This is a genomic window from Amycolatopsis thailandensis, from assembly GCF_002234405.1.
Lineage (GTDB): Bacteria > Actinomycetota > Actinomycetes > Mycobacteriales > Pseudonocardiaceae > Amycolatopsis > Amycolatopsis thailandensis.
Genome location: NZ_NMQT01000013.1, coordinates 30,633 through 54,894, shown reverse-complemented (window position 1 = coordinate 54,894; position 24,262 = coordinate 30,633). Strand labels below are relative to the sequence as shown.

At 68.1% G+C, this 24,262-nt stretch carries 22 protein-coding genes and 1 tRNA gene; 9 read left to right on the top strand and 14 right to left on the bottom strand.

Annotated elements, in window-relative coordinates:
* Window positions 1–28: 28 nt before the first annotated feature.
* A complete protein-coding gene (locus CFP71_RS03280) occupies window positions 29–346 on the bottom strand; it encodes a WhiB family transcriptional regulator (protein ID WP_005166974.1) in 318 nt (105 codons plus the stop codon).
* 350 nt (window positions 347–696) lie between these two features.
* Between CFP71_RS03280 and CFP71_RS03275 the strand changes: the two genes are divergently transcribed.
* The 4 genes from CFP71_RS03275 (at window position 697) to CFP71_RS03260 (ending at window position 4,564) form a co-directional block, all read left to right on the top strand.
* The gene (locus tag CFP71_RS03275) at window positions 697–2,865 is read left to right on the top strand and encodes a transglycosylase domain-containing protein (protein ID WP_093932333.1); all 2,169 of its coding nucleotides are present in this window, start codon (window positions 697–699) and stop codon (window positions 2,863–2,865) included.
* A 75-nt stretch (window positions 2,866–2,940) separates the two neighbouring features.
* A complete protein-coding gene (locus CFP71_RS03270) occupies window positions 2,941–3,252 on the top strand; it encodes a hypothetical protein (protein ID WP_093932332.1) in 312 nt (103 codons plus the stop codon).
* Window positions 3,253–3,517: 265 nt separating this feature from the next.
* Window positions 3,518–4,462 carry a metallophosphoesterase gene (locus tag CFP71_RS03265; RefSeq protein WP_093932331.1) on the top strand — a complete coding sequence of 315 codons (945 nt, stop codon included), beginning with the start codon at window positions 3,518–3,520 and terminating at the stop codon, window positions 4,460–4,462.
* A gap of 28 nt (window positions 4,463–4,490) precedes the next feature.
* Window positions 4,491–4,564: transfer RNA gene (locus CFP71_RS03260), tRNA-Pro, on the top strand.
* Between the two features lie 403 nt (window positions 4,565–4,967).
* Here the strand turns inward: CFP71_RS03260 and CFP71_RS03255 are convergent.
* Window positions 4,968–5,660: a methyltransferase domain-containing protein gene (locus CFP71_RS03255; RefSeq protein WP_093932330.1), complete on the bottom strand. Its 693-nt coding sequence runs from the start codon at window positions 5,658–5,660 to the stop codon at window positions 4,968–4,970.
* Between the two features lie 39 nt (window positions 5,661–5,699).
* On the opposite strand from CFP71_RS03255, the gene CFP71_RS03250 reads away from it, so the two are divergent.
* A complete protein-coding gene (locus CFP71_RS03250) occupies window positions 5,700–7,544 on the top strand; it encodes a prolyl oligopeptidase family serine peptidase (RefSeq protein WP_093932329.1) in 1,845 nt (614 codons plus the stop codon).
* A gap of 69 nt (window positions 7,545–7,613) precedes the next feature.
* On the opposite strand, the gene CFP71_RS03245 is transcribed toward CFP71_RS03250, so the two are convergent.
* The 6 genes from CFP71_RS03245 to CFP71_RS03220 form a co-directional block, all read right to left on the bottom strand.
* On the bottom strand, window positions 7,614–7,799 hold the full coding sequence (locus tag CFP71_RS03245; protein WP_093932328.1) for a 2-hydroxymuconate tautomerase: 186 nt from the start codon (window positions 7,797–7,799) through the stop codon (window positions 7,614–7,616).
* Window positions 7,800–7,808: 9 nt separating this feature from the next.
* Window positions 7,809–8,435: a TIGR03085 family metal-binding protein gene (locus CFP71_RS03240; RefSeq protein WP_093932327.1), complete on the bottom strand. Its 627-nt coding sequence runs from the start codon at window positions 8,433–8,435 to the stop codon at window positions 7,809–7,811.
* A gap of 62 nt (window positions 8,436–8,497) precedes the next feature.
* The gene (gene gad, locus CFP71_RS03235) at window positions 8,498–9,871 is read right to left on the bottom strand and encodes a glutamate decarboxylase (RefSeq protein ID WP_093932326.1); all 1,374 of its coding nucleotides are present in this window, start codon (window positions 9,869–9,871) and stop codon (window positions 8,498–8,500) included.
* Between the two features lie 135 nt (window positions 9,872–10,006).
* Window positions 10,007–10,483 carry a DNA starvation/stationary phase protection protein Dps gene (dps, locus tag CFP71_RS03230; RefSeq protein ID WP_093932325.1) on the bottom strand — a complete coding sequence of 159 codons (477 nt, stop codon included), beginning with the start codon at window positions 10,481–10,483 and terminating at the stop codon, window positions 10,007–10,009.
* A 57-nt stretch (window positions 10,484–10,540) separates the two neighbouring features.
* Window positions 10,541–10,963, bottom strand: coding sequence for an organic hydroperoxide resistance protein (locus CFP71_RS03225; protein WP_093932324.1), 423 nt, complete (start codon window positions 10,961–10,963; stop codon window positions 10,541–10,543).
* 137 nt (window positions 10,964–11,100) lie between these two features.
* On the bottom strand, window positions 11,101–11,676 hold the full coding sequence (locus tag CFP71_RS03220) for an NADPH-dependent FMN reductase (RefSeq protein WP_093932323.1): 576 nt from the start codon (window positions 11,674–11,676) through the stop codon (window positions 11,101–11,103).
* Between the two features lie 148 nt (window positions 11,677–11,824).
* Here CFP71_RS03220 and CFP71_RS03215 point away from each other — a divergent pair, with 148 nt between their 5' ends.
* A complete protein-coding gene (locus CFP71_RS03215) occupies window positions 11,825–12,871 on the top strand; it encodes an alpha/beta hydrolase (RefSeq protein ID WP_093932322.1) in 1,047 nt (348 codons plus the stop codon).
* A 282-nt stretch (window positions 12,872–13,153) separates the two neighbouring features.
* On the opposite strand, the gene CFP71_RS03210 is transcribed toward CFP71_RS03215, so the two are convergent.
* Together CFP71_RS03210 and CFP71_RS03205 are read right to left on the bottom strand one after the other, a co-directional pair.
* Window positions 13,154–13,684, bottom strand: a complete 531-nt coding sequence (locus tag CFP71_RS03210) for a hypothetical protein (RefSeq protein WP_093932321.1) — start codon at window positions 13,682–13,684, stop codon at window positions 13,154–13,156.
* 449 nt (window positions 13,685–14,133) lie between these two features.
* Complete coding sequence (locus CFP71_RS03205) at window positions 14,134–15,576, bottom strand: catalase (protein ID WP_093932320.1); 1,443 nt, start codon at window positions 15,574–15,576, stop codon at window positions 14,134–14,136.
* Between the two features lie 256 nt (window positions 15,577–15,832).
* Here CFP71_RS03205 and CFP71_RS03200 point away from each other — a divergent pair, with 256 nt between their 5' ends.
* On the top strand, window positions 15,833–16,975 hold the full coding sequence (locus tag CFP71_RS03200; protein ID WP_093932319.1) for an MFS transporter: 1,143 nt from the start codon (window positions 15,833–15,835) through the stop codon (window positions 16,973–16,975).
* A 71-nt stretch (window positions 16,976–17,046) separates the two neighbouring features.
* Here CFP71_RS03200 and CFP71_RS03195 read toward each other — a convergent pair whose 3' ends face one another.
* Window positions 17,047–17,418, bottom strand: coding sequence for a hypothetical protein (locus tag CFP71_RS03195; protein WP_093932318.1), 372 nt, complete (start codon window positions 17,416–17,418; stop codon window positions 17,047–17,049).
* A 72-nt stretch (window positions 17,419–17,490) separates the two neighbouring features.
* The gene (locus CFP71_RS03190) at window positions 17,491–18,681 is read right to left on the bottom strand and encodes an RtcB family protein (RefSeq protein ID WP_093932317.1); all 1,191 of its coding nucleotides are present in this window, start codon (window positions 18,679–18,681) and stop codon (window positions 17,491–17,493) included.
* A gap of 239 nt (window positions 18,682–18,920) precedes the next feature.
* Here CFP71_RS03190 and CFP71_RS03185 point away from each other — a divergent pair, with 239 nt between their 5' ends.
* Together CFP71_RS03185 and CFP71_RS03180 are read left to right on the top strand one after the other, a co-directional pair.
* Window positions 18,921–20,429, top strand: a complete 1,509-nt coding sequence (locus tag CFP71_RS03185; protein WP_093932316.1) for a M48 family metallopeptidase — start codon at window positions 18,921–18,923, stop codon at window positions 20,427–20,429.
* A gap of 9 nt (window positions 20,430–20,438) precedes the next feature.
* Window positions 20,439–21,545 (top strand): DUF4034 domain-containing protein, encoded by a 1,107-nt coding sequence (locus CFP71_RS03180; protein WP_093932315.1) that lies wholly within the window; start codon window positions 20,439–20,441, stop codon window positions 21,543–21,545.
* Between the two features lie 327 nt (window positions 21,546–21,872).
* Here CFP71_RS03180 and CFP71_RS03175 read toward each other — a convergent pair whose 3' ends face one another.
* Window positions 21,873–22,913: an aspartate-semialdehyde dehydrogenase gene (locus CFP71_RS03175; protein ID WP_093932314.1), complete on the bottom strand. Its 1,041-nt coding sequence runs from the start codon at window positions 22,911–22,913 to the stop codon at window positions 21,873–21,875.
* Window positions 22,913–24,178 carry an aspartate kinase gene (locus CFP71_RS03170; protein WP_093932313.1) on the bottom strand — a complete coding sequence of 422 codons (1,266 nt, stop codon included), beginning with the start codon at window positions 24,176–24,178 and terminating at the stop codon, window positions 22,913–22,915. Before CFP71_RS03170 ends, CFP71_RS03175 begins: the two co-directional genes overlap by 1 nt.
* Window positions 24,179–24,262 lie beyond the last annotated feature (84 nt).

Here is a 24,262-nt window from a genome sequence, read left to right as displayed (position 1 = left end):
GGGGAAGGGGCCCTTCACGGAATCATGATCACGAGACTCGGACGCGTACGTCTTCCTCTTCGTCGATCCCGGTGAAACTGCGCTTCGCCGCTTCAAGCAGGTCCGCCCAGCTGGAAACGTCCGGCCGCCGCCTCAGCAGCGCCCGCCGTTCCCGTTCAGTCATACCTCCCCAGATGCCGAAGTTGATCCGGCCATCGAGCGCTTCGGCGAGGCATTCCGTCCTGACCGGGCAACCGAGGCAGACCGCCTTGGCCCGGTTCTGTTCCGCCCCCCGGACGAACAAGCCGTCCGGATCGGTGTCGCGGCACGACGCATTGACTCGCCAGCTCGACTGGTTGGTTTCCATACCCCCAGCTCCCTACCCTGGTGTTCGACACACCACGGGAGGACGAAAAGCCTGCGCTCCTGCCCCCATGAGCGTGTCTCCCTGTTGCTCACGTCGGTTGAGCCGGCACCTCCCCGGTGCCGGGTGCCTCCGTTCGGTCGAATGCGACTGCCGCTCGCACTCACCCGTCTGTCGGCTTTTTCATACGTGAGACGTTGACGGACTGTAAGGGCCCTCGGTTCCCTCCGCCAAGCCCTAGAATGCCTCCGACTACCAGCCGTCACCCCATGGGGTCGGTTTCGTAACCGGATCCCCACCCACAGCGAGGTGACGTCACGGTGGGCTAACGGGATCCGCGTACCCTGGTCCGCGTGCGCAAAACGGACGGTCTGCTGAAGCTCATTGGCCTGTGTGTGCTCGCGGGAGTGCTGGTCGCGGGGATGTTGTTCCCGGTGGCGGGCGCCGCGGGCGTTCTCTCCAACCAGGCGAGCGAGACCGTCGACAAGACATCTTCGGACCTCGCGGACATTCCGCCGCCGCTGGTGACGACGATCACGGACAACACCGGCAAGCAGATCGCGACGCTGTACAAGCAGTTCCGCATCCCCACCACCGAGACGCAGATCAACGACGCCATGAAGTGGGCGCTGATCTCGGTCGAGGACAAGCGCTTCTACGAGCACAACGGGGTGGACTGGAAGGGCACGCTGCGCGCGGCGGTCAGCAACAGCACCGGCGGGGACACCCAAGGCGCGTCGACGCTGACCCAGCAGTACGTCAAGAACTACCTGATCAACGTCGTCTACCGGGACGACAAGCCGGGCCAGAAGCGCGCACAGGAGCAGTCGGTCGCCCGGAAGCTGAAGGAAGCCCGCATCGCGATCCAGCTGGAAACCAAGCTGAACAAGATGCAGATCCTGACCGGCTACCTGAACGTCGTCGAATTCTCGCGCGAGATCTACGGTGTCGGCGCGGCCGCGAACGCGTACTTCAACACGCCCGTCGAAAAACTCACGGTGCCGCAGGCGGCGTTGCTGGCCGGTCTGGTGAACAACCCGGCCGTCAACGACCCGTGGAAGAGCCCGGCGAAGGCGACCGAACGCCGGAACCTGGTGCTGGACCGCATGGTCGACAACAAGAAGCTCGCGAAGGTGGACGCGGACCGGTTCAAGGCCGAGCCGCTCGGCGTCGTCGAAGGCGGCCCGCAGAAACCCGCGTCGAACTGCGTCGGCGCCGGTACGGAGAACGGTTTCTTCTGTCAGTACGTCGAGGACTATCTCCTCAAGAACGGCATGACGAAGGACGACCTGTACACCGGCGGCTACCAGATCAAGACCACTTTGGACGAACGGGCGAACCACGAAGCCAAGATCTCGGCCGAAGCCCAGGTCAAGAAGACCCAGGACAACGTCGCGAACACGCTTTCCCTGGTGAAGCCGGGCAAGAATCGGCACGAAGTGGTGGCGCTGGCGGCGAACCGTGACTACGGGCTGCACGAAGATCAGGGCCAGACGACGTTCGCGTTGCCTTCCGGCGTCTACAACACCGGCGGCGCGGGCTCGGCGTACAAGGTCTTCACCGCCGCCGCCGCGTTGGAAGCGGGTGTGGCGGGGATCAACAGTCCGCTGCCGGTGCCCGACTTCTACACCTCAAGTGTGTTCGCGGGTGGTGGCAACAAATGCGCTCCGACCGGGCCGCCCATGCGCTCGCGCTGGTACTGCCTCGGCAACGCGGGCGACTACAACCCCGCCGGTGGGCAGATGTCGATGCAGCAGGCGCTGGCGACGTCGCCGAACACCGCGTTCGTGGCCCTCGAGGAGAAGGTCGGGAGCACCGGGCCGATCGTGGAGATGGCGCGGAAGCTCGGCATGCGCGACACCATGGCCAGCAACCTCGGCGGCGGCGCCGTCGACCCGAAATCCGACAACCCCGGTGCCAACGCCAGTCAACTCCAGGCGTTCGGCCCGAGGCCCGGCTGGCCCGGGAACGCCTCGTTCACCCTCGGCCCGGCTCCGTTGAGCGGCCTGGAATTGGCGAACGTCGGCGCCACGATCATGAGCGGCGGCGTCTGGTGCCCCCCGACCCCGCTGTCCGGTGTCACCGACCGGGACGGAAAGCCCGTGCCCGTCAAGGAAGCCGCCTGCGAGCAGGTGGTGCCCGAAGGTCTCGCCAACACCCTCGCCGTCGGCCTGAGCCGGGACAGCGCGCCCGGCGGCACGTCGGCCGGCGCCGCGAGCAACGCCAAGTGGAACCGGCCGGTGATGGGCAAGACCGGAACCACCCAGAGCAACGGCTCGGGAACGTACCTCGGGGCCACCCCGCAGCTCGCGGGCGCGGCGATGGTGTTCCGCCCGAAGGGTGGAAACGGCGGTCTCTGCTACCTCGGCCCGGGCAACGTGACCACCCGCGGCTGCGAAAACATGTTCGGCGGCAAGACGCCGGCGCAGACCTGGTTCGGGGCGATGTCGAAGATCCTCGAAGGCCAGGAAGCGCTGCCGTTGCCGCAGCCGGACCCGAAGTACATGGGCGGCGGCCGCTGATCCGGCCGACTGAGGATTCAAAGCAGAGCCCTGCTCCGGGCTAACGTTCGTCGACAGCCATGGCGATGAACAAACGTGACCGGGGCAGGGCTCGCTTACCTTCTCGTATTCCTCTTGTCCGGCTACCTCGCCAGCCGGTCGTACCCGACGCGGCGAACCGGGCTCGTCGTCCTGTCGGTCCATTCACTCCTGTCCGCTGTCACGGTGGCGTGGCTGAGCATGGCGACGGTCAGTCCCGGGAATTCCGGCATCATCGGGCTTTGGCTGGTGATCTTCGGCCCCGGCGCCGCTATCGCACTGTGCCGCCTGCTTGGCATACTGTGGCGCCAGATCTCCGGGTCTCCCGAGAGACAAAAGTGGGGTACACCGCCCAAGGGCGGCTGGTGACTCAAGGGCGGCATTCACCAGCTCAAATCACCATGCGTTACCTGAATCTAACTTTACGTGAGCATCTGGCGCCCTAAGAGTGGCCTGCGGTCGACGGGATCATGTCGTCTGATCACGACACCCCGCGCCGACCACGGAAAGTGAAGAAAAGAGGCCATTCCAGCGATTCTTCGGCATCGCCGGAATGGGGGCGGACGATCACCACCGATGAGCACGTAAACTGGACATTGTGAGCACGCTCAGTAACAACAGTACGTCGGGGGCGATGGTACGGCGCTTGGCCGTGGGAACCGTCGCCCTGGGAGCCGCGACCCTCGGTTACGCAGTCGGTATCGAAAGGCGCCGGTGGACGCTCCGCACGGCGGAGCTCCCGGTCCTCGCCGCAGGGGCGAAACCCTTCACGATCCTTCACATCTCTGATCTGCACATGCTCCCCGGACATGTGAGCAAGCAACGCTGGGTAGCCGCGCTCGACGAGCTGGAACCGGATCTCGTCGTCAACACCGGTGACAACCTGTCACATCACCAGGCCGTGCCGTCCGTGCTGCGCGCACTCGGCCCCCTGCTCGACAGGCCCGGCGTGTTCATCTTCGGCAGCAACGACTACTACGCACCGAAGCCGAAGAACCCCGCCCGCTACCTCATGCCGAAGGGCAAGAAGAAGCGGATCCACGGCGAGCACCTGCCCTGGCGCGATCTGCGCGCGGCCTTCGTCGAACACGGCTGGGACGACCTCACGCACGTCCGCCGCACCATCGAGGTCGCCGACCAGTACGTGTTCACCGCCGGCGTCGACGACGCGCACCTGCGCCGCGACCGCTACGCCGACATCGCCGGCCCGGCCGACCGGGGCGCCGCCGTCCGCATCGGGGTCACCCACTCCCCGGAGCCCCGCGTCCTCGACGAGTTCGCCGGCGACGGCTACGACCTCGTCCTCGCGGGACACACCCACGGCGGGCAGCTCCGCGTCCCCGGCTACGGCGCTCTCGTGACCAACTGCGAACTCGACCGCACCCGCGCCCGCGGCGCGTCCCGCTGGGGTGCCCAGATGTGGCTGCACGTCTCCGCCGGTCTGGGCACGTCTCCGTACGCCCCGGCCCGTTTCGCGTGCCCGCCGGAAGCGAGCCTGCTGACCCTCGTCCCACGGGGTACGACCAGCGACAATCACCGGAAAGCAGCCCCCCGCAAAGCCAGAAACACCGTCCGCTAAACTTCTCCTCGACCCGCTAAGAAGTATCCGGGGTGTGGCGCAGCTTGGTAGCGTGCCTCGTTCGGGTCGAGGAGGTCGTGGGTTCGAATCCCGCCACCCCGACGTTGGATCAAGAAGGCCTCGCTCGCAGAAATGTGAGCGGGGCCTTCTTGCGTTGCGTTCGGCCGGCACCTCGGCCGAAGGACACTTTCGCCCGCGCCGCATACGGGAATTCCCCCTTCGCTCGCCCCCGAGCAGCCCCCGCCACTCCCAGGGGGGCGACCCCGGGTCCAGCGTATCGACAGGGGGTGTCGGAACTGGCTGAGAGCGGGGCGACGGGGCTGGTTGTCCACAACGGCGGATGACTGTGGACAACCGGGGTCGCCGTGCCCCCAATGTGGCATTGGGGACGCTGAGTGTCCCCAATGCCACATTGGGGACACGGCAGCGAAGCGGCACGGCAGCGAAGCGGCGAGGCGGCAGGAGCGAAGCAGGGAGGTGGCGAAGCGGCGAGTGGGGAAAGGGGTCAGCGGGTGGCGAGTAGTTCGGTCCAGCACTGCGCGAAATCGCCGTCTCCCGAACGCGCCCAGGACCACGCCGAGCGGGCGGCCGAAGCGAGCTGGTCTCGATCCGGGGTCGTCGCGGTTTCCAACGCCGTCACCAGCCGTGCCTCCACGTACGTCGCCAGCGCACGATACGTCGTGTCCGTGCGGTAGCGGGTTTTCGTTCGCACGTCGCTGAAACCGGCGGCCGTGACCGCGGCGGGAATCGAGCGTCCGGCGAACGGGTCGCCACCCGCGCGACGGCACAGCAGATAGTGCCCGCGAAGAGCGGCATCGACGTTCGCCGTCTTCGGCCGCAACCGCGCCCGACTCCAGTCCGATGTGGACAGTGCGAGCGTGCCGCCCGGCTTGAGCACCCGCCGGAGCTCCGCCAGCGCGACACCTGGCTCCCGAAGGTGTTCGAAGACGGCGTGCGCGAAGACCACGTCCACCGACGCCTCGGCGAACGGCAACGCGCACGCCTCCGCCACCAAAAAGTCCACTGTGGACTTTCTGTGCCCGTTGTCGATACCGAGGGTGATCGATCCCGGCCCGCAGCCGACGTCGACGAACCCCATCCCCGGTCCGAACAGCGGTTGCGCGAACACGGCCCGTTCGACCGCTTGGCGCGCTGACCGCGCGGACACCGCGGCGCGCGGCGCGTTTCCCTCCAGCACCCCGCACACAGTACGGCTCCGGAGTGGCAGGATCGAGGGGTGAGCACGCAGCCAGGCAATGAATATCCGTCCGCGGCGGTCCCGGACCGCCTGTTCGACGACGCCGAAGCCGAGGCCAGGTGGCGGGCCCGCTTCCACGCGCCGCGCATCTCGGTCCCCGAGTGGGCCATCGACGCCCCCGACGCGAACATCTACGTCTCCAACGCCAGCGGCGTCTGGGAGGTCTACTCCTGGGACCGCTCGACCGGTGAGCACCGCCGCGTCACCGACCGGCCCAACGGCACCATGCACGCGACGCCGTCGCCCGACGGCCGCTGGATCTGGTGGTTCAACGACACCGACGGCGACGAATTCGGCTCCTGGGTCCGCGAACCGTTCGCGCCGGGAGCCGCCGCCGAGCGCGCGGTGCCCGACGTCCACGACGGCTACCCCGCCGGGCTCGAGATCGGCACCCGCGTGATCGCCGTCGGCGTCTCGACCGACGACGGCAGCGAGCTCTTCGCCCACATCGGCGGCGAGACCACCAGTTTCTACCGGCACCAAGACGACGCCGGAATCGCTTCGCTTTCCCGCGACGAATCGCTGCTCGCGATCTCGCATTCCGAGCACGGTGATTCGCGCCACCCCGCGCTGCGCGTCCTGTCGACAGACGGCTTCGGCACGGTTGCCGACAAGTGGGACGGCGAGGGCAAGGGGCTCGGCGCGCTGGAGTTCTCCCCGGTCGCGGGCGACCAGCGGTTGCTGGTGCTGCACGAGCGGCGCGGCCGCGAGGAACTGCTGATCTGGGACACCGCCGCGGACACCGAGCAGGAGATCGAGCTCGACCTGCCCGGCGAAGTGGTCGCCGGCTGGTACCCGGACGCGCGGGCGCTGCTGGTCGTTCACTTCCACCAGGGCCGCAGTTCCCTTCACCGGTACGACCTCGCGAGCGGCCAATTGTCCTCTTTGGACACTCCGCCCGGCCGGATCGGCGGAGCCGGCGTGCGACCCGACGGCACCGTCGAGTACTCGTGGTCCAGCGCCGCGCAGCCGACGGCGGTGCGCGCGCGGACCGCGGGCGGCGCCGACTCGGTCCTCCTCGAACCGCCGGGCGAGCGGGCGCCGGAATCCGCGCCCGTCACCGACGCGTTCGTCGACGGCATCGGCGGGCAGATCCACGCACTCGTCTCACGTCCGGCCGACGCGCCCGAAGGCCCGCTTCCGACGGTCTTCTCCTTGCACGGTGGTCCGCATTCGGCCGACGAGGACCGGTTTTCCGCGTACCGCGCGGTCTGGCTCGACGCCGGATTCGCCGTCGTCGAGGTCAACTACCGCGGCTCGACCGGCTACGGCTCGGCCTGGCGCGACGCCATCGAGGGACGTCCCGGCCTGACCGAACTCGAAGACGTCGCCGCCGTGCACGACTGGGCCGTCCAAAGTGGACTTTCCGACCCGGAGAAGTGCGTGGTGAACGGCGCTTCGTGGGGTGGTTACCTGAGCCTGCTGGCGCTGGGCACCCAGCCGGCGCGGTGGGCGGCGGGGGTCGCGGGAGTGCCTGTCGCGGACTACGTCGCCGCGTACGAGGACGAGATGGAGCAGCTGCGCTCGTTCGACAGGGCGCTGTTCGGCGGTTCGCCGGAGACGGTGCCGGCGGTGTACCGGGAATGCTCGCCGATCACCTACGTCGAGGCCGTGACGGCGCCGGTGCTGGTGCTCGCCGGGGACAACGACCCGCGCTGCCCGATCCGGCAGGTCGAGAACTACCTCGACAGGCTCGCGAAGCGCGAGATCCCGTTCGAGTTCTACCGCTTCGACGCGGGCCACGGATCGCTGGTGATCGCCGAGACGATCAAGCAGACGGCGATCGAGGTGTACTTCGCGCTGCGGGCCCTCGGGCTTCGCTGAAGTGTCATGAAAGGGGCTTTCAAGACAAAAAATGTCTTGAAAGCCCCTTTCATGACATCCGGTGCGGGGTCAGCGGTCCGAGAAGAGGGTGCCGCCGGCCGCCCAGTGTTCGGCGGGGATCTCGTTGATGGTCACCCAGACGCCGTCGGGGTTGCCGCCGCAGGTGCGGACGAAGGCATCGGTCACCTCGCGTACGAGGGCCTGCTTCTGTTCGGCCGTCCGGCCGGGGAACATCGAAACGCTGATCATCGGCATGACCGGACTCTAGAGGCCGCGATCGTGTTTCCGCAGACGGTCGACGGCGTAGGCGTCCCCTTCGAAGGTGATCCGGGCCGCGTCGCGGCCGAAGACGAACAGCAGCAGCTCGATCGGCGCACCGACCACGGTCACCGTGTCCGGGCCTTCCTTCACCCGGGCTTCGCGCCCTTCAGGCGTCTTCAGGACCACGCCGACCGGTGATTTCCGCAGGTTCAGCTTCGACGCCTGCTTCGCCGACTTCCACGCCGCCGCGTCCCGCGTGGACTCGGCCGGACGCGGTTCCCAGCCGGGCTGACCACGACGGACGTCCTCGTGGTGGATCAGGAACTCCGCGCTGTTCGCCAGCTCGTCGAGCGCGCCGATCGACGTCGGCCAGAACCAGGCCGGACCCGACCGCACCTTCCCGACGACCTCGGTCCACGGCCGCGCGGCATAGGAGTCCTGCACCCGCTGCGTGTACGACGCCAGAGCGGGCACCAGGATCCCCGGCGCCGCGTCCGGCCGCCGCTCCCGGACCAGCAGATGAGCCGCGAGATCCCGCGTCTTCCAGCCCGCGCACAAAGTCGGCGCGTCCGGGCCGACCTCTTCGAAAAGCTCGCTCAACGCACGACGTTCGTCTCCGGCGACTCCCATACCCCCCGACGTTACGCGCCGGTAGGGCCCGGGGAAATCCGGCGTGACGCAGGGCACCCGGCTCAGTGATGGAACGCCGTCCGCCGTCGCGGCCGGTGATCGAGCTCCGGCAGCAGCCGCCGCAGATCGTCCAGCAGCAGATCCGCGAGGTCATGCGTGAAACCGTTGCGCACCACGATCCTCAGCACCGCGAGATCCGTCCGGTTCTCCGGGAACGTATAGGCCGGGACAAGCCACCCACGCTCCCGAAGCCGTCGAGACACGTCGAAGACATCGAAGCCCTCGACGTCCGCCTTCGTCGTGAAGGCGAACACGGGCAGCTGATCACCGCGCGTCAGCAACTCGAACGGCCCGAGCTCGGCGATCCCGTCCGCCAGCTGGGTGGCCACATCTCGCGAAGCCTGTTGCACCGCACGGAAACCTTCACGCCCGAGCCGGACGAACGTGTAGTACTGCGCGGCCACCTCGGCACCGGGACGCGAGAAGTTCAGCGCGAAAGTCGGCATGTCGCCACCGAGATAGTTGACGTTGAAGACGAGCTCGTCGGGCAACGCCGCCTTGTCACGCCACAACACCCAGCCGACGCCCGGATAGACCAGCCCGTACTTGTGCCCCGACGTGTTGATCGACGCCACCCTCGGCAGCCGGAAATCCCAGCTCAGCTCCGGATCCAGGAACGGCGCGATCATCGCGCCCGAAGCGCCGTCGACGTGCACCGGGATGTCCCAACCGGACCGCTCCTGCAGCCCGTCGAGCGCGGCCGCGATCTCGGCGACCGGCTCGTAGCTGCCGTCGAAAGTGGACCCCAGGATCGCGACGACGCCGATGGTGTTCTCGTCGCACCGGGCGATCGCCTCGTCCGCCGTGAGATGGAAGCGGTCGCCGTCCATCGGCACCAGCCGCGGCTCGACCTCCCAGTACTCGCAGAACTTCTCCCAGCACACCTGGACGTTCGCGCCCATCACCAGATTCGGCTTCCCGGTGCGCCCCAACTTCGACCAGCGGCGCTTGAACGCCATCCCGGCGAGCATGCAGGCTTCCGAGGAGCCCGTCGTGGAACAACCCATGACCTCGGTGGGATCGGGCGCGTGCCACAGATCGGCGAGGATGTTCACGCACCGGCGCTCGAGTTCCGCCGTCTGCGGGTACTCGTCCTTGTCGATCATGTTCTTGTCGACGCATTCGGCCATCAGCTCGCGGGCCTGCGGCTCCATCCACGTGGTGACGAACGTGGCGAGATTGAGCCGGGCGTTTCCGTCGAGCATCAGCTCGTCGCGCACCAGCTGGAGCGCGGTGTCGGCGGGCAGCGGATCCTCGGCGAGGCTGTCGTGCGGGAGGCGGATGTTCGCGGCGAGCGCGGGATACGCGCCGGCGTACAACGGGTTGGCCCCGCTCTTGCGGTCCGGATCGGTCGCTTTCCCCTTGTGCAGCACCATGGACCCGAACCTAACCGCGGAAGCCTCCGGTGGCACCTCGGTCGGCCCTCTGACGTGCAATGAAGGGGCCTTTCATCGCAAATTTTGCGATGAAAGGCCCCTTCATTGCGCTTGCGCGCCGCGTGAGAGGGAGGGTCAGGCCTGCTGCGCCTGCCACATCCAGTGCGCCTTCTCGAGCTCCTGCGTGATCGCGATCAGGAGGTCCTGGGTGACCAGATCGCTCTTGTCGGTCTCGTCGATGCGCTTGCGCAGGCGCTCGATCAGCGCCGCGAGGATATCGACGATCGCGGCCACCGTGGACTCGACGGACTGCCAGTTGTCGGGATAGTCCGGCAGGCCGGAACTCTCCACGACGGCCTTCGCCTGGCCGTTCGGCGAGACACCGATGGCGTTGGCGCGCTCGGCGACCTCGTCGGTGTACTGGCGCGCGGTGTCGACCAGCTCGTCGAGCTGAAGGTGCACACTGCGGAAGTTCGCGCCGACGACGTTCCAGTGGGCCTGCTTCGCGATCAGCGACAGATCCACCAGATCGACCAGCGTGGCCTGCAAGGCGTTACCGGTGATCTCCTTGTCGGCGTCGCTCAACGGACTCTTGATCGGGGACTTGCCCATCTTCGGTCTTCCTTTCGGAAATCAGTCGGTTCGGGAGTGGACCTGCCTTGGACGGGATCAGACCGTCGCGGACAGCGCGACCTCGATGTTCCCTCGGGTCGCGTTCGAGTACGGGCACACCTGGTGCGCCTGCTCGACGAGCTGATCGGCCTGCGCCTGCTCCAGACCGGGCAGCGAAACCTTGAGTGCGACGGCGAGGCCGAAACCCTCGCCCTGCTTGAGCACGCTGACCTCGGCGGAGACGGTCGAACCGGCCAGCTTCACCTTGGCCTGGCGCGCGACGACCTGGAGAGCGGAATGGAAACAGGCGGAGTAACCGGCGGCGAACAGCTGCTCGGGGTTGGTCTTGTCCCCGCCCGGCCCGCCCATCTCCTTCGGGACCGCCAGCGACTCGTCGATGACGCCGTCGGAGGACGTGACCTCACCGTTGCGGCCGTCGCCGCGAGCGGTGGCAACAGCGGTGTACAGAGCCTCAGCCATTCTTCGCCTACCTCCTGGTTCAAGACACGCCCCGTTGAGCGTCTCTGTGGTGCCAACGTCCCGCAACCGCGAAACCTTGCCACCCCATGGCAGGCATCACGTCCGGGAATTACCCGGACGTGGGCCGAAACAAACGACTAGTGACCGGCGCGACTCAGCGCGAACCCGGCGACCTGGCTCCCGATCAGGCGAAGAGTGCGGACGGTCTTGTCGTCCGAGGCGCCGCCCGCCTCGTCGAACTTGGTCTCCGCGGTGTTGATCGAACCACCCAAAGGGGTGGCCCAGCCGCGCAGCGCGTGCGTGATCGTGCGCAGCTGCTCCAGCGTGGTGACGGCGGCCTGCCAGCCGAACGCGACGGCGGCCAGGCCGACCGCGCGGCCGTCGAGGTACGGACGGGCGTCGTCACGCAGGTCTTCGACGTAGTCCAGGGCGTTCTTGACCAGACCGGACAACGCGCCGTGATACCCGGGCGAGACCACGACGATCCCGTCGGCGCGGCGGATCGCCTCGACCAGACGAACGGCCCTTTCGTGCCGCTCCGCCAACGCGGTGTCGTAGAACGGCAGCACCAGTTCGGGACCGGAGATCAGTTCGGTGGTGACCCCGGCCTCGGCCGCGCCGTCCAGGGCGATGCGCAGCGCGCGCTCGGACTGCGAGCCCTCCCGCAGGGAGCCGCCGATACCGAGGACATGAACCGCGTTCGTCGAAGTCACGCTTTCGAGGCTAACCCCTCTACTTAAGTGGAGGACCAGGATCTGGAACGGAGTCCTGCGTCACACCCGTTCGCCTCAACGGCCGTCCGTTCCGCTGGACGGCCTACCTACTCGCAAGTAACCTGTCGGGAAGCCCCCAGGAGGAGACATGGCGATACCGCTCCAGATCCGTGCCGAGGCCGCGTTCTCGCAGCTGGCGTTCTGGCTCCCAGGGCCGGTCAGACGGGCCATCGCCGGGCCTCCACTCCGCCTGGACGGACAGGAGCTCGCCCTCGACGCCCAGCTGCTGCTTCGCCTCCAGAAGCTGGCGAAGGCATCCCTGGTGCGGGGAACCGTCGAAGAGTCGCGCCGCATGCTGCTGGCGAGCAGGCACCTGGTCAGTGGGCCGACGATCGAGCCCGTCGCCACCAGGGAACTGCTGATCCCGACGGGCGACGGAGACGTGCCCGCCACGCTCTACACGCCCGCCGGGCTGCCGGACCCGTCCGGGCTGCTGGTGTTCTTCCACGGCGGCGGCTGGGTGGTCGGCAGCCGCGTCTCCCACGACAACACCGTCCGCTACCTGGCGAAACAGGCCGGGGTGCGGGTCCTGTCGGTGGAGTACCGGCTCGCGCCCGAGACGCGGTTCCCCGGCGCCACCGATGACGCGATCGCGGCGTTCGAGTACGCCTTCGCCAAGGCGCGGGACCTGGGCGCCGACCCGGCCCGCATCGCCGTCGGCGGTGACAGCGCGGGCGGGAACCTCGCGGCGGTGACAGCGCAGCAGGCGGTGAAACGCGGCGGCGGGATCCCGGCGTTCCAGCTGCTGTTCTATCCGGCGACGGATTTCACCGTTCGCCGTCGTTCCCGGGAATTGTTCGCGGAGGACCTGTTCCTCACCGATTCGGATATGACCTGGTTCGAAGGGCATTACGTGCCGAAGGGCACCGATCTGTACAACCCGAAACTCTCCCCGCTGCACGGCGACGTTTCCGGATTGCCGCCCGCGTATATCGCGACGGCCGGTTTCGATCCGCTGCGCGACGAGGGTGAGGCTTACGCGGAGAAATTGCGGAAGGCCGGGGTGCCGGTGGCGCTGAGCCGCCAGCCGGACCTGATTCACGGGTACATCAACTTCCTCGGCGTCGGCCGCCGGTTCCGGGAAGCGACCGCCGAAGCCGCGGGTGCCCTGCGGCTGGGCCTCGCCCCGAAGTGACGGCCAGAGCCCGGGTGAGGAGGAATGTCCCCACCCGGGCTCCGGCCCCCATTTCATGGCCCGCCGCCCTGCACGGCGAACCCTGACGATCTTCTAACGACCCACGCCTGTCTCTCGGAAGCGCGTCAGCGCGACGAGAGACTTCACCCCGCGCGCCTCTTTTGGCCGAAGGCCACGGAAACCTTTTGTAGGGCGCCCCTACCTGCCTGCGTGAGCGGGCCTCGAACCCGCGCCCTGCGAAAGGTTTCCGTCAGCGCGCGGAGACAGCACAGCGCGGCGATATTAGGGCGTGGGAAGCGGTACGGGCGGCACCGGCAGCGGCGGGACGGGGAGTCCGCCGAGCAGGCCCGCGAGAATGCCGGTCACGGCCGTCAACAGGGCTTTCACCAGGTCGCTGACGATCTTCAGCGGTCCGGGAAGGTCCGGCAGCGACGGGATCGGCACTGGCAGCGGCGGCAGCTGGCGCGCCTTGGCCGTCGGGTCGGCCAGCAGCCTGCTGGACTCGACGGAGCGGCCCTGCGCGAGGTCGCCGAGCTTCTGCGTTTCGGTCTGGATCTGGTAGCGCTTGCCCGCCGCGATGTCACCGAGGACGGGGCTCAGCTTGTCCAAGTCCGCCCGCGTCTTGGCGACGTCGCCGCCGTACGCGACCTTGGTGAGGCCGTCTCGCATCTGCAGCACCTGCGCGGCGAGCGCCTGCGTATTCGACGAACCCTTTCCACCATCGGTACTAGCCGTCGCGGCGCCGGCTGAGGCCACCGCCAACAGACTGCCCGCGGCTACCGCGGCAATCGTCCGGGCAATGTTGCCTTTCATTCCCTTACCTCCTGGCCTCTGGGACCTGACGAGGTAAATCGATACCCGCCGTATCGGCCGAACACCACCCGATCACCGGTTGGAACCATTTTCTAACCCTTACGTGCCGGATTCATTCCCGGTGAAGACCCCCGCAATTGATTAACGTCGAAATCTTGTGCCTCCCCCTGAAGATCACCCTTTTCCCGCTGTTTTATGACTACCGGTGACCGGTCGACACCGTGGTGCGTTTCGTTCACCCACAGCGGTGTAAACGGTGATCGTTTGGCTTCATCACTCCGTCGGACAGGCGTGTCTTACTGCTCCACTCGGGGTGTCCCCCACGCACGCCACGGCGTCTTCTGGTTTCACATGCGAGTGGGGACATGGAAACGCACCCGGTGCGCGGGGGATGTCGCGCACCGGGTGCGTTCCGGTGGTGGGAGCAGCCTCTCGGAGGAGAGGTCGTTCTACTCGCGGAAGGCGTCCGCGACCTTGTCGCCGAGGTCCTTGTCCACGTTCCGCCAGTACTCGAAGACGCGCTCCAGCACCGGCCGCGAGACGTCGTTCGAAGCGTGGCCGATGATGTTGTTCGCGAGCCGCTCACGCTGCGCGTCGTCCATCACCTCGCGCACGAGCGTGCCCGGCTGGCCGAAGTCGTCGTCCTCGGCGTGCAGCTTGTACGCCGAGCGAATGACCTCGTCCTCGACGCCGTAGCCCGACGAGGTCTCGGAAGCGATCTCCGCGTTCGCGTGCGGGCCGCCCTTGGAGTTCGGCGCGTACACCGGGTCGCCCGGGTTGTTGTAGCGCATCGCGCCGTCGCGCGAGTAGCTGTTCACCGGGGACTTCGGCGCGTTGACCGGCAGCTGCGTGTAGTTCGCGCCGATCCGGTAGCGGTGCGCGTCCGGGTACGCGAACAGGCGGCCTTGCAGCATCTTGTCCGGCGACGGGCCGATGCCCGGCACCAGGTTGGACGGCTCGAACGCGGCCTGCTCGATCTCGGCGAAGTAGTTCGCCGGGTTGCGGTCGAGCACCCAGCGGCCGACCTTGATCAGCGGGTAGTCGCCCTTCGGCCACACCTTGGTCAGGTCGAACGGATTGAAGCGGTAGTCCGCGGCCTCGGCGTAGGGCATCACCTGGACGTACAGCGTCCAGCTGGGGTGGTTGCCCTTCTCGATGTTCTTGAACAGGTCGCGGATGTAGTAGTCCGAGTCCTCGCCCGCGATGCGGTCCGCGTCGGCCTGGGGCAGGTAGCCGATGCCCTGGTCGGTCTTGAAGTGATACTTGACCCAGAACTTCTCGCCGCCGGCGTTCTCCCACAGGTAGGTGTGCGAGCCGAAGCCGTCCATCTCGCGCCAGTTCGACGGGATGCCGCGGTCGCCCATCAGCCAGGTGACCTGATGCGCGGATTCGGGCCGCAGCGTCCAGAAGTCCCACTGGATGTCGTGGTCGCGCAGGTGGTTGTCGGCGCGGCGCTTCTGCGAGTGGATGAAGTCCGGGAACTTGATCGGGTCGCGGATGAAGAACACCGGGGTGTTGTTGCCGACGAGGTCGTAGTTGCCCTCGGAGGTGTAGAACTTCACCGCGAAACCGCGCGGGTCACGCCAGGTGTCCGGCGAGCCGTTCTCACCGGCGACCGACGAGAAGCGGACCAGGCTCTCGGTCCGCACGCCCGGCTGGAACAGGGCGGCCTTCGTGAACTGGCTGACGTCCTCGGTGACCTCGAGGAAGCCGTGCGCACCGCCGCCCTTGGCGTGGACGACGCGCTCCGGGACGCGCTCACGGTTGAACTGGGCGTTCTTCTCGATCAGGTAGTGGTCCTGGAGCAGGATCGGGCCGTTGGCACCCACCGTCAGCGAGTCGTTGTCGCTGGCGACGGGGATGCCCACGTTGTTCGTGGTCGGCAAGGTCACGCCGGTGCCTCCTGGTTCGTGGTGGTGGAGCGGTCAGCCACACCAGCTTCGCCCGAGTGCGCGCGCTCAGCACTTCGTGGACGACCTGGCTCACCCACCCTCTCGCGTAAAATGGAATCAGTCAAGAAAACACCCCGGCGCGGGTGATCGACCTCGCGAAAAAAACTTGCACGCGCGTACCAAGTTGGGTTCTCATCGGATCATGGCCCTAGCTCCGTACCGTTGCGTGTTGGCCGTGCCCGGAGTCCCCAGTTCGATGCTGCTGATGTTCCTGGCACGGCTGCCGATGACGGCCATGGGCGTGACGATGACGCTGTACGTCGTCAACGACCTCGGCCGCGGCTACGGGGCCGCCGGGCTGGTCGGCGCGGCCACCACGCTCGGCAGCGCGATCGGGGCGCCGCTCGTCGGCCGGTACGTCGACCGCTACGGGCTGCGGCCGGTGGTCGCGATCTGCGGCGTGGCGTCGAGCACGTTCTGGATCAGCGCGCCGCATCTGCCGTACGAGGCGCTGCTGGCCGTCTCGCTCCCCGCCGGCGTGCTGTCGGTGCCCGCCGGGACGCTCGCGCGGCTGGTGCTCACCGCGCTCGTGCCGCTGGAGCAGCGGCGGGCCGCCTACTCGCTGGACACGATCTTCGTGGAGGCGTCGTTCATGATCGGGCCGTCGGCCGGGATCATGGCGATCACGCAGCTGCCCGCGGTCTACGCGCTCACCGGCATCGGTGTCTGCTTCGCGCTTTCGGCGACGCTGATCTACCGGCTGAACCCGCCGATCCGCTCCGAAGCCGACACCGAGGTGGTCACCGGGGAGCGGCCGTCCGTGCGGAGCTGGCTCACCGGACGGCTCGTGATGGCGATGTTCATCGCCGCCGGTGCGCTGTTCTGCCTGGTCGGCATGGAGCTCGCCGCGCTGGCGACGCTGCGCGCGAGCGGCGACATCGCCTGGTCCGGGCTGCTGATCACGTTCATGTGCGTCGCGTCCGTGCTCGGCGGGGCGATCCACGGCGCGGTCCGGCGGTCGCTTTCGCAGGGCACGCTGATGCTGCTGCTCGCGGTGCTGACGCTGCCGGTCGGGCTGATCGACCACCCGTGGTGGCTGCTGGCGATCGTGCTCTTCCCGAGCAACGTGCTGTGCGCGCCGACGCTCGCGGCGAGCACGGAGACGGTCAGCGCGGCGGCGCCGGCACGGGTGCGTGGCGAGGCGATGGGCCTGCTGGACGCGGCCAGCCGGATCGGGCTGGCCGTCGGGAGCCCGATCATCGGGTTCGTGATCGACCACTCCAGCCCCGGGTGGGGATTCGCGGCGTCGGCGCTGGGCGCGCTGGCGATCGCTTCGGTCGGCCTGTTCTGGCGGCGCTCCCGGACCCCCGCTCAGGTGCCCGCGCTCACTTCCTCCTGACGCGTTTCGTCCTCTGAATGCGGTAGTTCGTGTCGCCAACTACCGCATTCAGAGGACGAAACGCGAGAGAGTCAGGCGCAGACCTTGCGGAGCGCATCCAGCCGGTCGATGTTGCGCTTGGTCCAGTCCGCGATCTTGCCCGCGTCGTGGATGTTCTCCTTCTGGGCCTGCAAGTACGAATCGGCCATGCCGGTGAGCGCGCCCGCCACGTCCTGCTCGCCGACGCTGTTCGCCAGCTCGCGCAGGCGCTTCTCCTTGTCCGCGGCCCGCTCCTTGAGCGTCGCCGGGTCCGGGTTGAGGTCGGCGAGGCTGAGCGCCTCGGCGCAGGCACCGACCTTCGTCGCGGCCTTGTTCGTCTGATCCACCGCGTTCGTGACCTCGGCGCAGCCGGCCAGCGTGAATCCGGCGGTCGCCAGGAGCGCCGCGAATACCAACCTCTTCATGCTTTCAGGGTAGCGATTTCGTGGGTGGTATGTCGGGTTCCCCTGACCACCACCCACGAATCGCCCGGTAATTCAGCCTTTCACGCAGACGACCTGCTTGAGGTGCGCGACCACCTCGACGAGATCCGTCTGCGCCTTGATGACCGTTTCGATGTCCTTGTACGCGGCCGGGATCTCGTCCACCACACCGGAGTCCTTGCGGCATTCCACCCCGGCGGTCTGCGCGGCGAGGTCCTCGGCGGTGAACAGCTTCTTGGCCTTGTTCCGCGACATCCGGCGGCCCGCGCCGTGCGACGCGGACTGGAAGGACGACGCGTTCCCGAGACCGCGCACGATGTACGAACCGGTGCCCATGCTGCCCGGGATGATCCCGAGGTCACCGGAACCCGCGCGGATCGCGCCCTTGCGGGTCACCAGCAGTTCGACGCCGTCGTAGGTCTCTTCCGCGACATAGTTGTGGTGACACGAGATCGCGTCGTCGAACGTCGTCTGCGGGACGACGTCCTTCAGCGCCTGCTTCACGAGCGCGACCATGGTGGCGCGGTTGCGCGCCGCGTAGTCCTGCGCCCAGAACAGGTCGCGCCGGTACGCCTGCATCTCCGGGGTGCCCGCGACGAACACCGCGAGGTCCGGATCCGGCAGGTCCGCGTTGTGCGGCAGCTTCCGGGCGACGGCCATGTGCCGTTCCGCGAGCTCCTTGCCGATGTTGCGCGAGCCCGAGTGCAGCATCAGCCAGACGCGGCCTTCGTCGTCGCCGCCCTGCTCCAGGCAGACCTCGATGAAGTGGTTGCCGCCACCGAGGCTCCCGATCTGGCGGGCGGCACGGTCGTGCAGCTCCTGGACGCCGGAATGAAGGTCGCCGAAGGACTTCCAGAACGCGTCCCAGCCACCGACACCGTGCACCTTCGCCGGGTTCACCGGCGTCTTGTGCAGGCCGAACCCGACCGGGACGGCCGATTCGATCCGGCGGCGGAGCTTCAGCAGGTCGTCGGGCAGATCGGCGGCGGTGAGCGAGGTCCGTACCGCGCTCATCCCGCAGCCGATGTCCACGCCGACGGCGGCCGGGGACACGGCGTCGCGCATCGCGATCACGCTGCCGACGGTCGCGCCCTTGCCGTAGTGGACGTCGGGCATGACCGCGACGCCGTGCACCCACGGCAGGTTGGCGACGTTGTGCAGCTGTCGCATGGCCTGGTCTTCGACCGACGTGGGGTCGGCCCACATCCGGATCGGAACCCGCGAGCCTTCGACCGCCGTGTACATGACTTTCCTTTCGTGGAAAACGTTTTGTCACCGCTGAGCATGCACGGGCCGGACGAACCGGACAACGCATTTACTGATATCCACAGTGGACAGTCCACAAGCGACCACCGCGCGTGAGGTGATGTTCATCGCGAAGCCTTCGATCGTATTCGAAAAGTGATCGGCCGGGGAGGGCGCTTCGGGCACAATGAGCGCTCGGTGTCGGGGGTACACCAACTCTGGGGAAGGTCAGTTTCACAGTGAAGTCTCTACGTGGGCTGCTCGCTGCCGTTTTGCTCGCCGGGTTCCCGCTGCTCGTGCTGGCTTTCGTGGGCGGGATCGTGGCGCTCGAAGTGCTGGCGCTGCGGCACAACGTTTTCACCGCGGCGAAGCTCGGCATCATCACCGTTCCGGTCGGCTGGATCCTGCTCAAGACCCTGCTAACGGTCGAGCGGGCGACCGACGACGACGTACCCGGTGTCGCCGTGACACCGGAGTCCCAGCCCGCCCTGTGGGCGCTGGTCCGGGAGCTGGCGGACGAGGCGGGCACCCGTCCGCCGGACGAGATCTACCTCGACGCCGACGTCAACGCGGCGGTCACCGAGCGGACGTCGTGGCTCGGGCTGCGGGTGCTGCGCCGCCGGATGATCATCGGCGTCCCGCTGCTCATGGGCCTGCGCCAGGACCAGTTCCGCGCGGTGCTCGCGCACGAACTGGGCCACTACAGCAACAAGGACACCCGGTTCTCCGCGCTGACCTATCGCGGGCGCAAGTCCATCGCGCGGGTGGTCAACGGCCTGGGCCGCGACGGCTACTTCGAGCGCTTCGTCGGCTGGCTCTTCAGGCAGTACGCGAAGCTGTACTTCATGGTCTCGATGAGCGTCTGCCGGGACCAGGAACTCGCGGCAGACGCCGTCTCGGCACGGCTCGCCGGCACCGACGCGGCGGCCTCGGCCCTGCGCGAGATCGAAGCTCTGGCCGTCACCTGGCGGTTCTTCATGAACAACTACGCCGCGATCGGCTGGGACGCGGGCTACCTGCCGGACCGGTTCGGCGAGGGCTACCGCGCGCTGCTCACCGACCCGACCAGGGCGGAGCAGATGGAGGAGATGCGGCGGAACCCGTCGGAGGAGAAAACCTCGCGGTGGGACACGCACCCGGCCACCCGGGACCGCGTCGCGACGCTCGAAGCGGGCGCCCGGTTCCCGGTCCGCCCCGGCGGCGAGCTTCCGGCGACCGAACTGCTGACCGGCGCCGAGAAGATGCTCGACGAGGCGCTGTTCACCGTCTTTTCCGACGAGGCGCACAGCAAACGGCGGACCGACTGGCAGTCCCTGGTCGCCATCGGCCGACGTCACGTCGCCGCCGAAGCGGCCGCCGAGGTCCTCGGAGAACGCACCCTGGACATGGCGCTGGACCTGCTCGACGCGGGCAGGCACGAGGAGCTAGCCGACGCTGCCGACGCTGCCTCGAAGTTGCCCGCCGGGGCCGGCTCCCGCGCCCGCCGGGAGTTCGCTTCGGCGTCGGTCCGCGGACGGCTGGCTATCGTGGCGCACGCGGCGCTCACCGACGTCGGCGCCGGTCGCTGGTCGCTGTCGTGGTCCGGTCCGGCCCCGTTCGTCCTGGACGAGCCACTGAAGGACGAGCTGGTGCCCGCGCTCGACAAGGCCGCCGCGGCCGAATCCGACACCGCGCCACTGCGCGCGCTGCTGACGGCCGCCGGGGTGCCCGCCGGCTACCGGCCGTCACCCACTCTTGTTCGTTCGTAAGGAGTTTCAATGCTTTGGCTGCTCAAATCCCGTGAACGCAAGGCCGTCTTCGCGCTGATGAAAGAGGCGAAGCGGCGCGGCATCGAGGTCGACGAGCTCACCGCGACCATGTCGCCGGAAGAGCTCGCCGCGATGCTGCCGCCGAAGAAGCCCAAGTTCAAGGGCAAGATCCCGGACGTCACGCGCTGGGGTCTTCCTGCCGACGGCGAGGTGTCGACCAAGGAGTACTGGACCGACGAAGAGGTCCTCGCCGTCCAGGAGTCGACCGCCCGTGGCGAATGGAAGGGAGCCGCCGCGCTGCTGGCGTCGACCTGGGGTGACTGGGACCGTCGCAACCTGGTGACCGGCGCGCTCGGCGAGGCCGCCGCGAAGGACGACGAGTGGCTGCGCGCGTGGCGCCAGGCCCGCCCCGGTGACGCGGATGTGGCGCTGGTCAACGCGGAATCGCTGGTGCACGTGGCGTGGGAGGTGCGCAGCGGGCTGATGGCGAAGCACGTCTCCGAAGAGCAGTTCGCCGCGTTCTTCCGGGTGCTGGAGCAGGCCGAGGAGGCGGCGCGCGAGGCGTCGGAGCTCGCTCCCGAGGATCCGACGCCGTGGGTGACCGCGCTCGCGATCGCGATGGGGCGGCAGTACGAGAACGACCAGTACCTCGAAGTCTGGGCGGAACTCGTCGAACGCGACCCGCAGCACCGCGGGGCGCACACCCGGGCGCTGCAGTACTGGTGCGCCAAGTGGTTCGGCTCGAACGAGAAGATGTGGGAGTTCGCCGAGACCGCCGCGGCGAAGTCGCCGAAGCTGGCTCCGCTGCTGCTGATCGCCGCGCACGAGGCCGAGTTCCAGGACGTTCCCGCGTGGCGTGACCCGCGGGTCACCGGCGCGCTCGACGGAATCGTGGCGTGGCTCGACGGCGAAGGGCGGGACCACCCGTCGACGCGCTCGGACCGGGCTTACGCGGCGAAGGCGCTCGTGGAGAACGGGCGCTTCGACGAGGCCGTCGAGCAGTTCCGGCACCTGGGGACGCGGGCCGACGGCGGGATGTGGGCCTACAGCGGGGACGCGCGGGCCGAGTTCCTCGCAACGCGGTACGCGGCCTGCTTCGGGGCTACGAAGCCCTGACGCGTTTCGTCCTCTGAATGCGGTGGTGGCCGGTGCCGCGCGTGCAATGAAGGGGCCTTTCATCGCAAATTTTGCTATGAAAGGCCCCTTCATTGCAGCCGGCCGGTCCCCGCACCGCGCCGGTCCGTGAAGGCCTCCTTGCCTACCCTCAAGGTAGTGAAGGAGGCCTTCACGGACTTGCGGGCAGGCACGGAGGCCCCAGGCGTCACAACCGCGTCGCGCGAGGGCTCCGCGTTTAGTCCTCTGAATGCGATGCTTTCCCGGCCCGCGCGTGAAGGCCCCCTTCACGCGCTTGACGCATTCAGAGGACTAAACGCGTGAAGCTGGTCAGGAGTTCGCGGCGAGAAGTTCCGCGATCTGCACGGCGTTGAGCGCCGCGCCCTTGCGCAGGTTGTCGTTCGACAGGAACAGCGCCAGACCACGACCGCCGTCGACGCCCGGGTCCGTCCGCAGCCGCCCGACGTACGACGGGTCCTGGCCCGCGGCCTGCAGCGGCGTCGGGATGTCCGACAGTTCCACGCCGGGCGCGCCGGTCAGCAGCTCGGTCGCGCGCGCGACCGAAAGCGCCTGCGAGAACTCCGCGTTGATCGAGATCGAGTGCCCCGAGAACACCGGCACCCGCACACAGGTGCAGGAGACGCGCAGCTCCGGGATGCTCAGGATCTTGCGGCTCTCGTTGCGGAACTTCTTCTCTTCGTCCGTCTCGAACTCGCCGTCGTCCACAATGGACCCGGCCATCGGGAGGACGTTGTGCGCGATGGTCCGCGCGTACTTCTTCGGCTCGGGGAAGGTCACCGCCGCGCCGTCGTGGGTCAGCGCGCCCGCGTTCGGCGCCGCCGCGGCCAGCTGGCCTTCCAGCTCCTCGACACCGGCGAGCCCGCTGCCGGACACCGCCTGATACGTGCTGGCGACCAGCCGCACCAGGCCCGCTTCGGCGTGCAGCGGCTTGAGCACCGGCATCGCGGCCATGGTGGTGCAGTTGGGGTTCGCGATGATCCCCTTGCGCGCCTCCTTGACCGCCTCCGGGTTGACCTCGCTGACGACCAGCGGGACCTCGGGGTCCATGCGCCAGGCCGACGAGTTGTCGATCACCGTGGCGCCCGCGGCGGCGAACCGCTCCGCCTGCGCCTTGGAGGTCGAGCCGCCGGCGGAGAACAGCGCGATGTCCAAACCGGACGGATCCGCGGTCGTCGCGTCCTCGATGACGATTTCCCCGTCACCCCAAGGAAGTTTCGAGCCCGCGGACCGCGCCGAAGCGAAGTACCGCATTTCGGCGACCGGGAAACCCCGTTCGGCCAGCAGACGGCGCATGACGCCGCCGACCTGACCGGTCGCCCCGACGACCCCTACTCGCAAACCTTCAGCCATCAGCGACCACTCCCCGCGTAGACGACGGCTTCTTCGTCGCCGCCGAGTTCGAATGCTTCGTGGATCGCGCGCACCGCGTCGTCGAGCTGCGCGTCCCGGATCAGGACCGAGATCCGGATTTCGGAGGTGTTGATGATCTCGATGTTCACGCCCGACTGCGCGAGCGCCTCGCAGAACGTCGCCGTGACACCGGGGTGCGAACGCATCCCCGCGCCGACGAGCGACACCTTGCCGACATGGTCGTCGTACAGGACCGACTCGAAACCGATCTCGCCCTTGATCTTCTCCAGCGACTGGACGGCCTTGGCCCCGTTGGCCTTCGACAGCGTGAAGGTGATGTCGGTGCGGCCGGACGACGTGCTCGACACGTTCTGCAGCACCATGTCGATGTCGATCTCGTTGTCGGCGATCACGCGGAAGATCCGGGCGGCGGCACCGGCGGTGTCGGGCACGCCGGTCACCGTGATCTTGGCCTCGGAGCGGTCGTGCGCCACACCGGTGATCAACGCTTGTTCCACGGGGATCTCCTCGATAGAACCGGTCACGGTGGTGCCCGGCTTGTCACTGTAGGAAGAACGGACTCGGATCGGGACGCCGTAGCGGCGCGCGTACTCCACCGAGCGCAGGTGCAGGATCTTCGACCCGCTCGCGGCCAGCTCCAGCATCTCCTCGTAGGCGATGGTGTCGAGCTTGCGCGCGTCGGGAACGACCCGGGGATCGGCGGTGTACACACCGTCCACATCGGAATAGATCTCGCAGACGTCGGCGTTGAGCGCCGCGGCCAGCGCGACGGCGGTGGTGTCCGAGCCGCCGCGGCCGAGGGTGGTGATGTCCTTGGTGTCCTGGGACACGCCCTGGAACCCCGCCACCAGCGCGATGTAGCCCTGGTCGAGGGCTTCCGTCACGCGGCTGGGGCTGACGTCGATGATCCGCGCGTTGCCGTGCACGGACGTCGTCACCACACCGGCCTGCGAACCGGTGAACGACCAGGCCTCCGCGCCCTGCGCCGAAATCGCCATCGCCACCAGCGAGTTGGAGATGCGCTCACCGGCGGTGAGCAGCATGTCCATCTCGCGTTCCGGCGGCGCCGGGTTGACCTGCTGAGCCAGGTCGAGCAGCTCGTCCGTCGTGTCTCCCATGGCGGAGCAGACGACGACGACGTCGTTGCCCGCCTTCTTGGTGGCGACGATGCGTTCCGCGACGCGTTTGATCCGGTCGGCACTTTCCAGCGACGAACCGCCGTACTTCTGGACCACGAGGGCCACGCCCGAACCTCCTCGACGGGCCGGGCGTGCTCCTGGTGGGCACCGAGGAGCCCCCGCGTCCCTTATTTGGGCGAAAGCCTACCG

What these genes read in the sequence shown, in the direction of transcription:
- CFP71_RS03280 (WP_005166974.1), bottom strand. Translation starts at nt 346, where the DNA reads ATGGAAACCAACCAGTCGAGCTGGCGAGTCAATGCGTCGTGCCGCGAC.
- CFP71_RS03265 (WP_093932331.1), top strand. Translation starts at nt 3,518, where the DNA reads ATGGTACGGCGCTTGGCCGTGGGAACCGTCGCCCTGGGAGCCGCGACC.
- CFP71_RS03245 (WP_093932328.1), bottom strand. Translation starts at nt 7,799, where the DNA reads ATGCCGATGATCAGCGTTTCGATGTTCCCCGGCCGGACGGCCGAACAG.
- CFP71_RS03240 (WP_093932327.1), bottom strand. Translation starts at nt 8,435, where the DNA reads ATGGGAGTCGCCGGAGACGAACGTCGTGCGTTGAGCGAGCTTTTCGAA.
- gad (WP_093932326.1), bottom strand. Translation starts at nt 9,871, where the DNA reads ATGGTGCTGCACAAGGGGAAAGCGACCGATCCGGACCGCAAGAGCGGG.
- dps (WP_093932325.1), bottom strand. Translation starts at nt 10,483, where the DNA reads ATGGGCAAGTCCCCGATCAAGAGTCCGTTGAGCGACGCCGACAAGGAG.
- CFP71_RS03225 (WP_093932324.1), bottom strand. Translation starts at nt 10,963, where the DNA reads ATGGCTGAGGCTCTGTACACCGCTGTTGCCACCGCTCGCGGCGACGGC.
- CFP71_RS03215 (WP_093932322.1), top strand. Translation starts at nt 11,825, where the DNA reads ATGGCGATACCGCTCCAGATCCGTGCCGAGGCCGCGTTCTCGCAGCTG.
- CFP71_RS03210 (WP_093932321.1), bottom strand. Translation starts at nt 13,684, where the DNA reads ATGAAAGGCAACATTGCCCGGACGATTGCCGCGGTAGCCGCGGGCAGT.
- CFP71_RS03200 (WP_093932319.1), top strand. Translation starts at nt 15,833, where the DNA reads ATGCTGCTGATGTTCCTGGCACGGCTGCCGATGACGGCCATGGGCGTG.
- CFP71_RS03195 (WP_093932318.1), bottom strand. Translation starts at nt 17,418, where the DNA reads ATGAAGAGGTTGGTATTCGCGGCGCTCCTGGCGACCGCCGGATTCACG.
- CFP71_RS03190 (WP_093932317.1), bottom strand. Translation starts at nt 18,681, where the DNA reads ATGTACACGGCGGTCGAAGGCTCGCGGGTTCCGATCCGGATGTGGGCC.
- CFP71_RS03180 (WP_093932315.1), top strand. Translation starts at nt 20,439, where the DNA reads ATGCTTTGGCTGCTCAAATCCCGTGAACGCAAGGCCGTCTTCGCGCTG.
- CFP71_RS03175 (WP_093932314.1), bottom strand. Translation starts at nt 22,913, where the DNA reads ATGGCTGAAGGTTTGCGAGTAGGGGTCGTCGGGGCGACCGGTCAGGTC.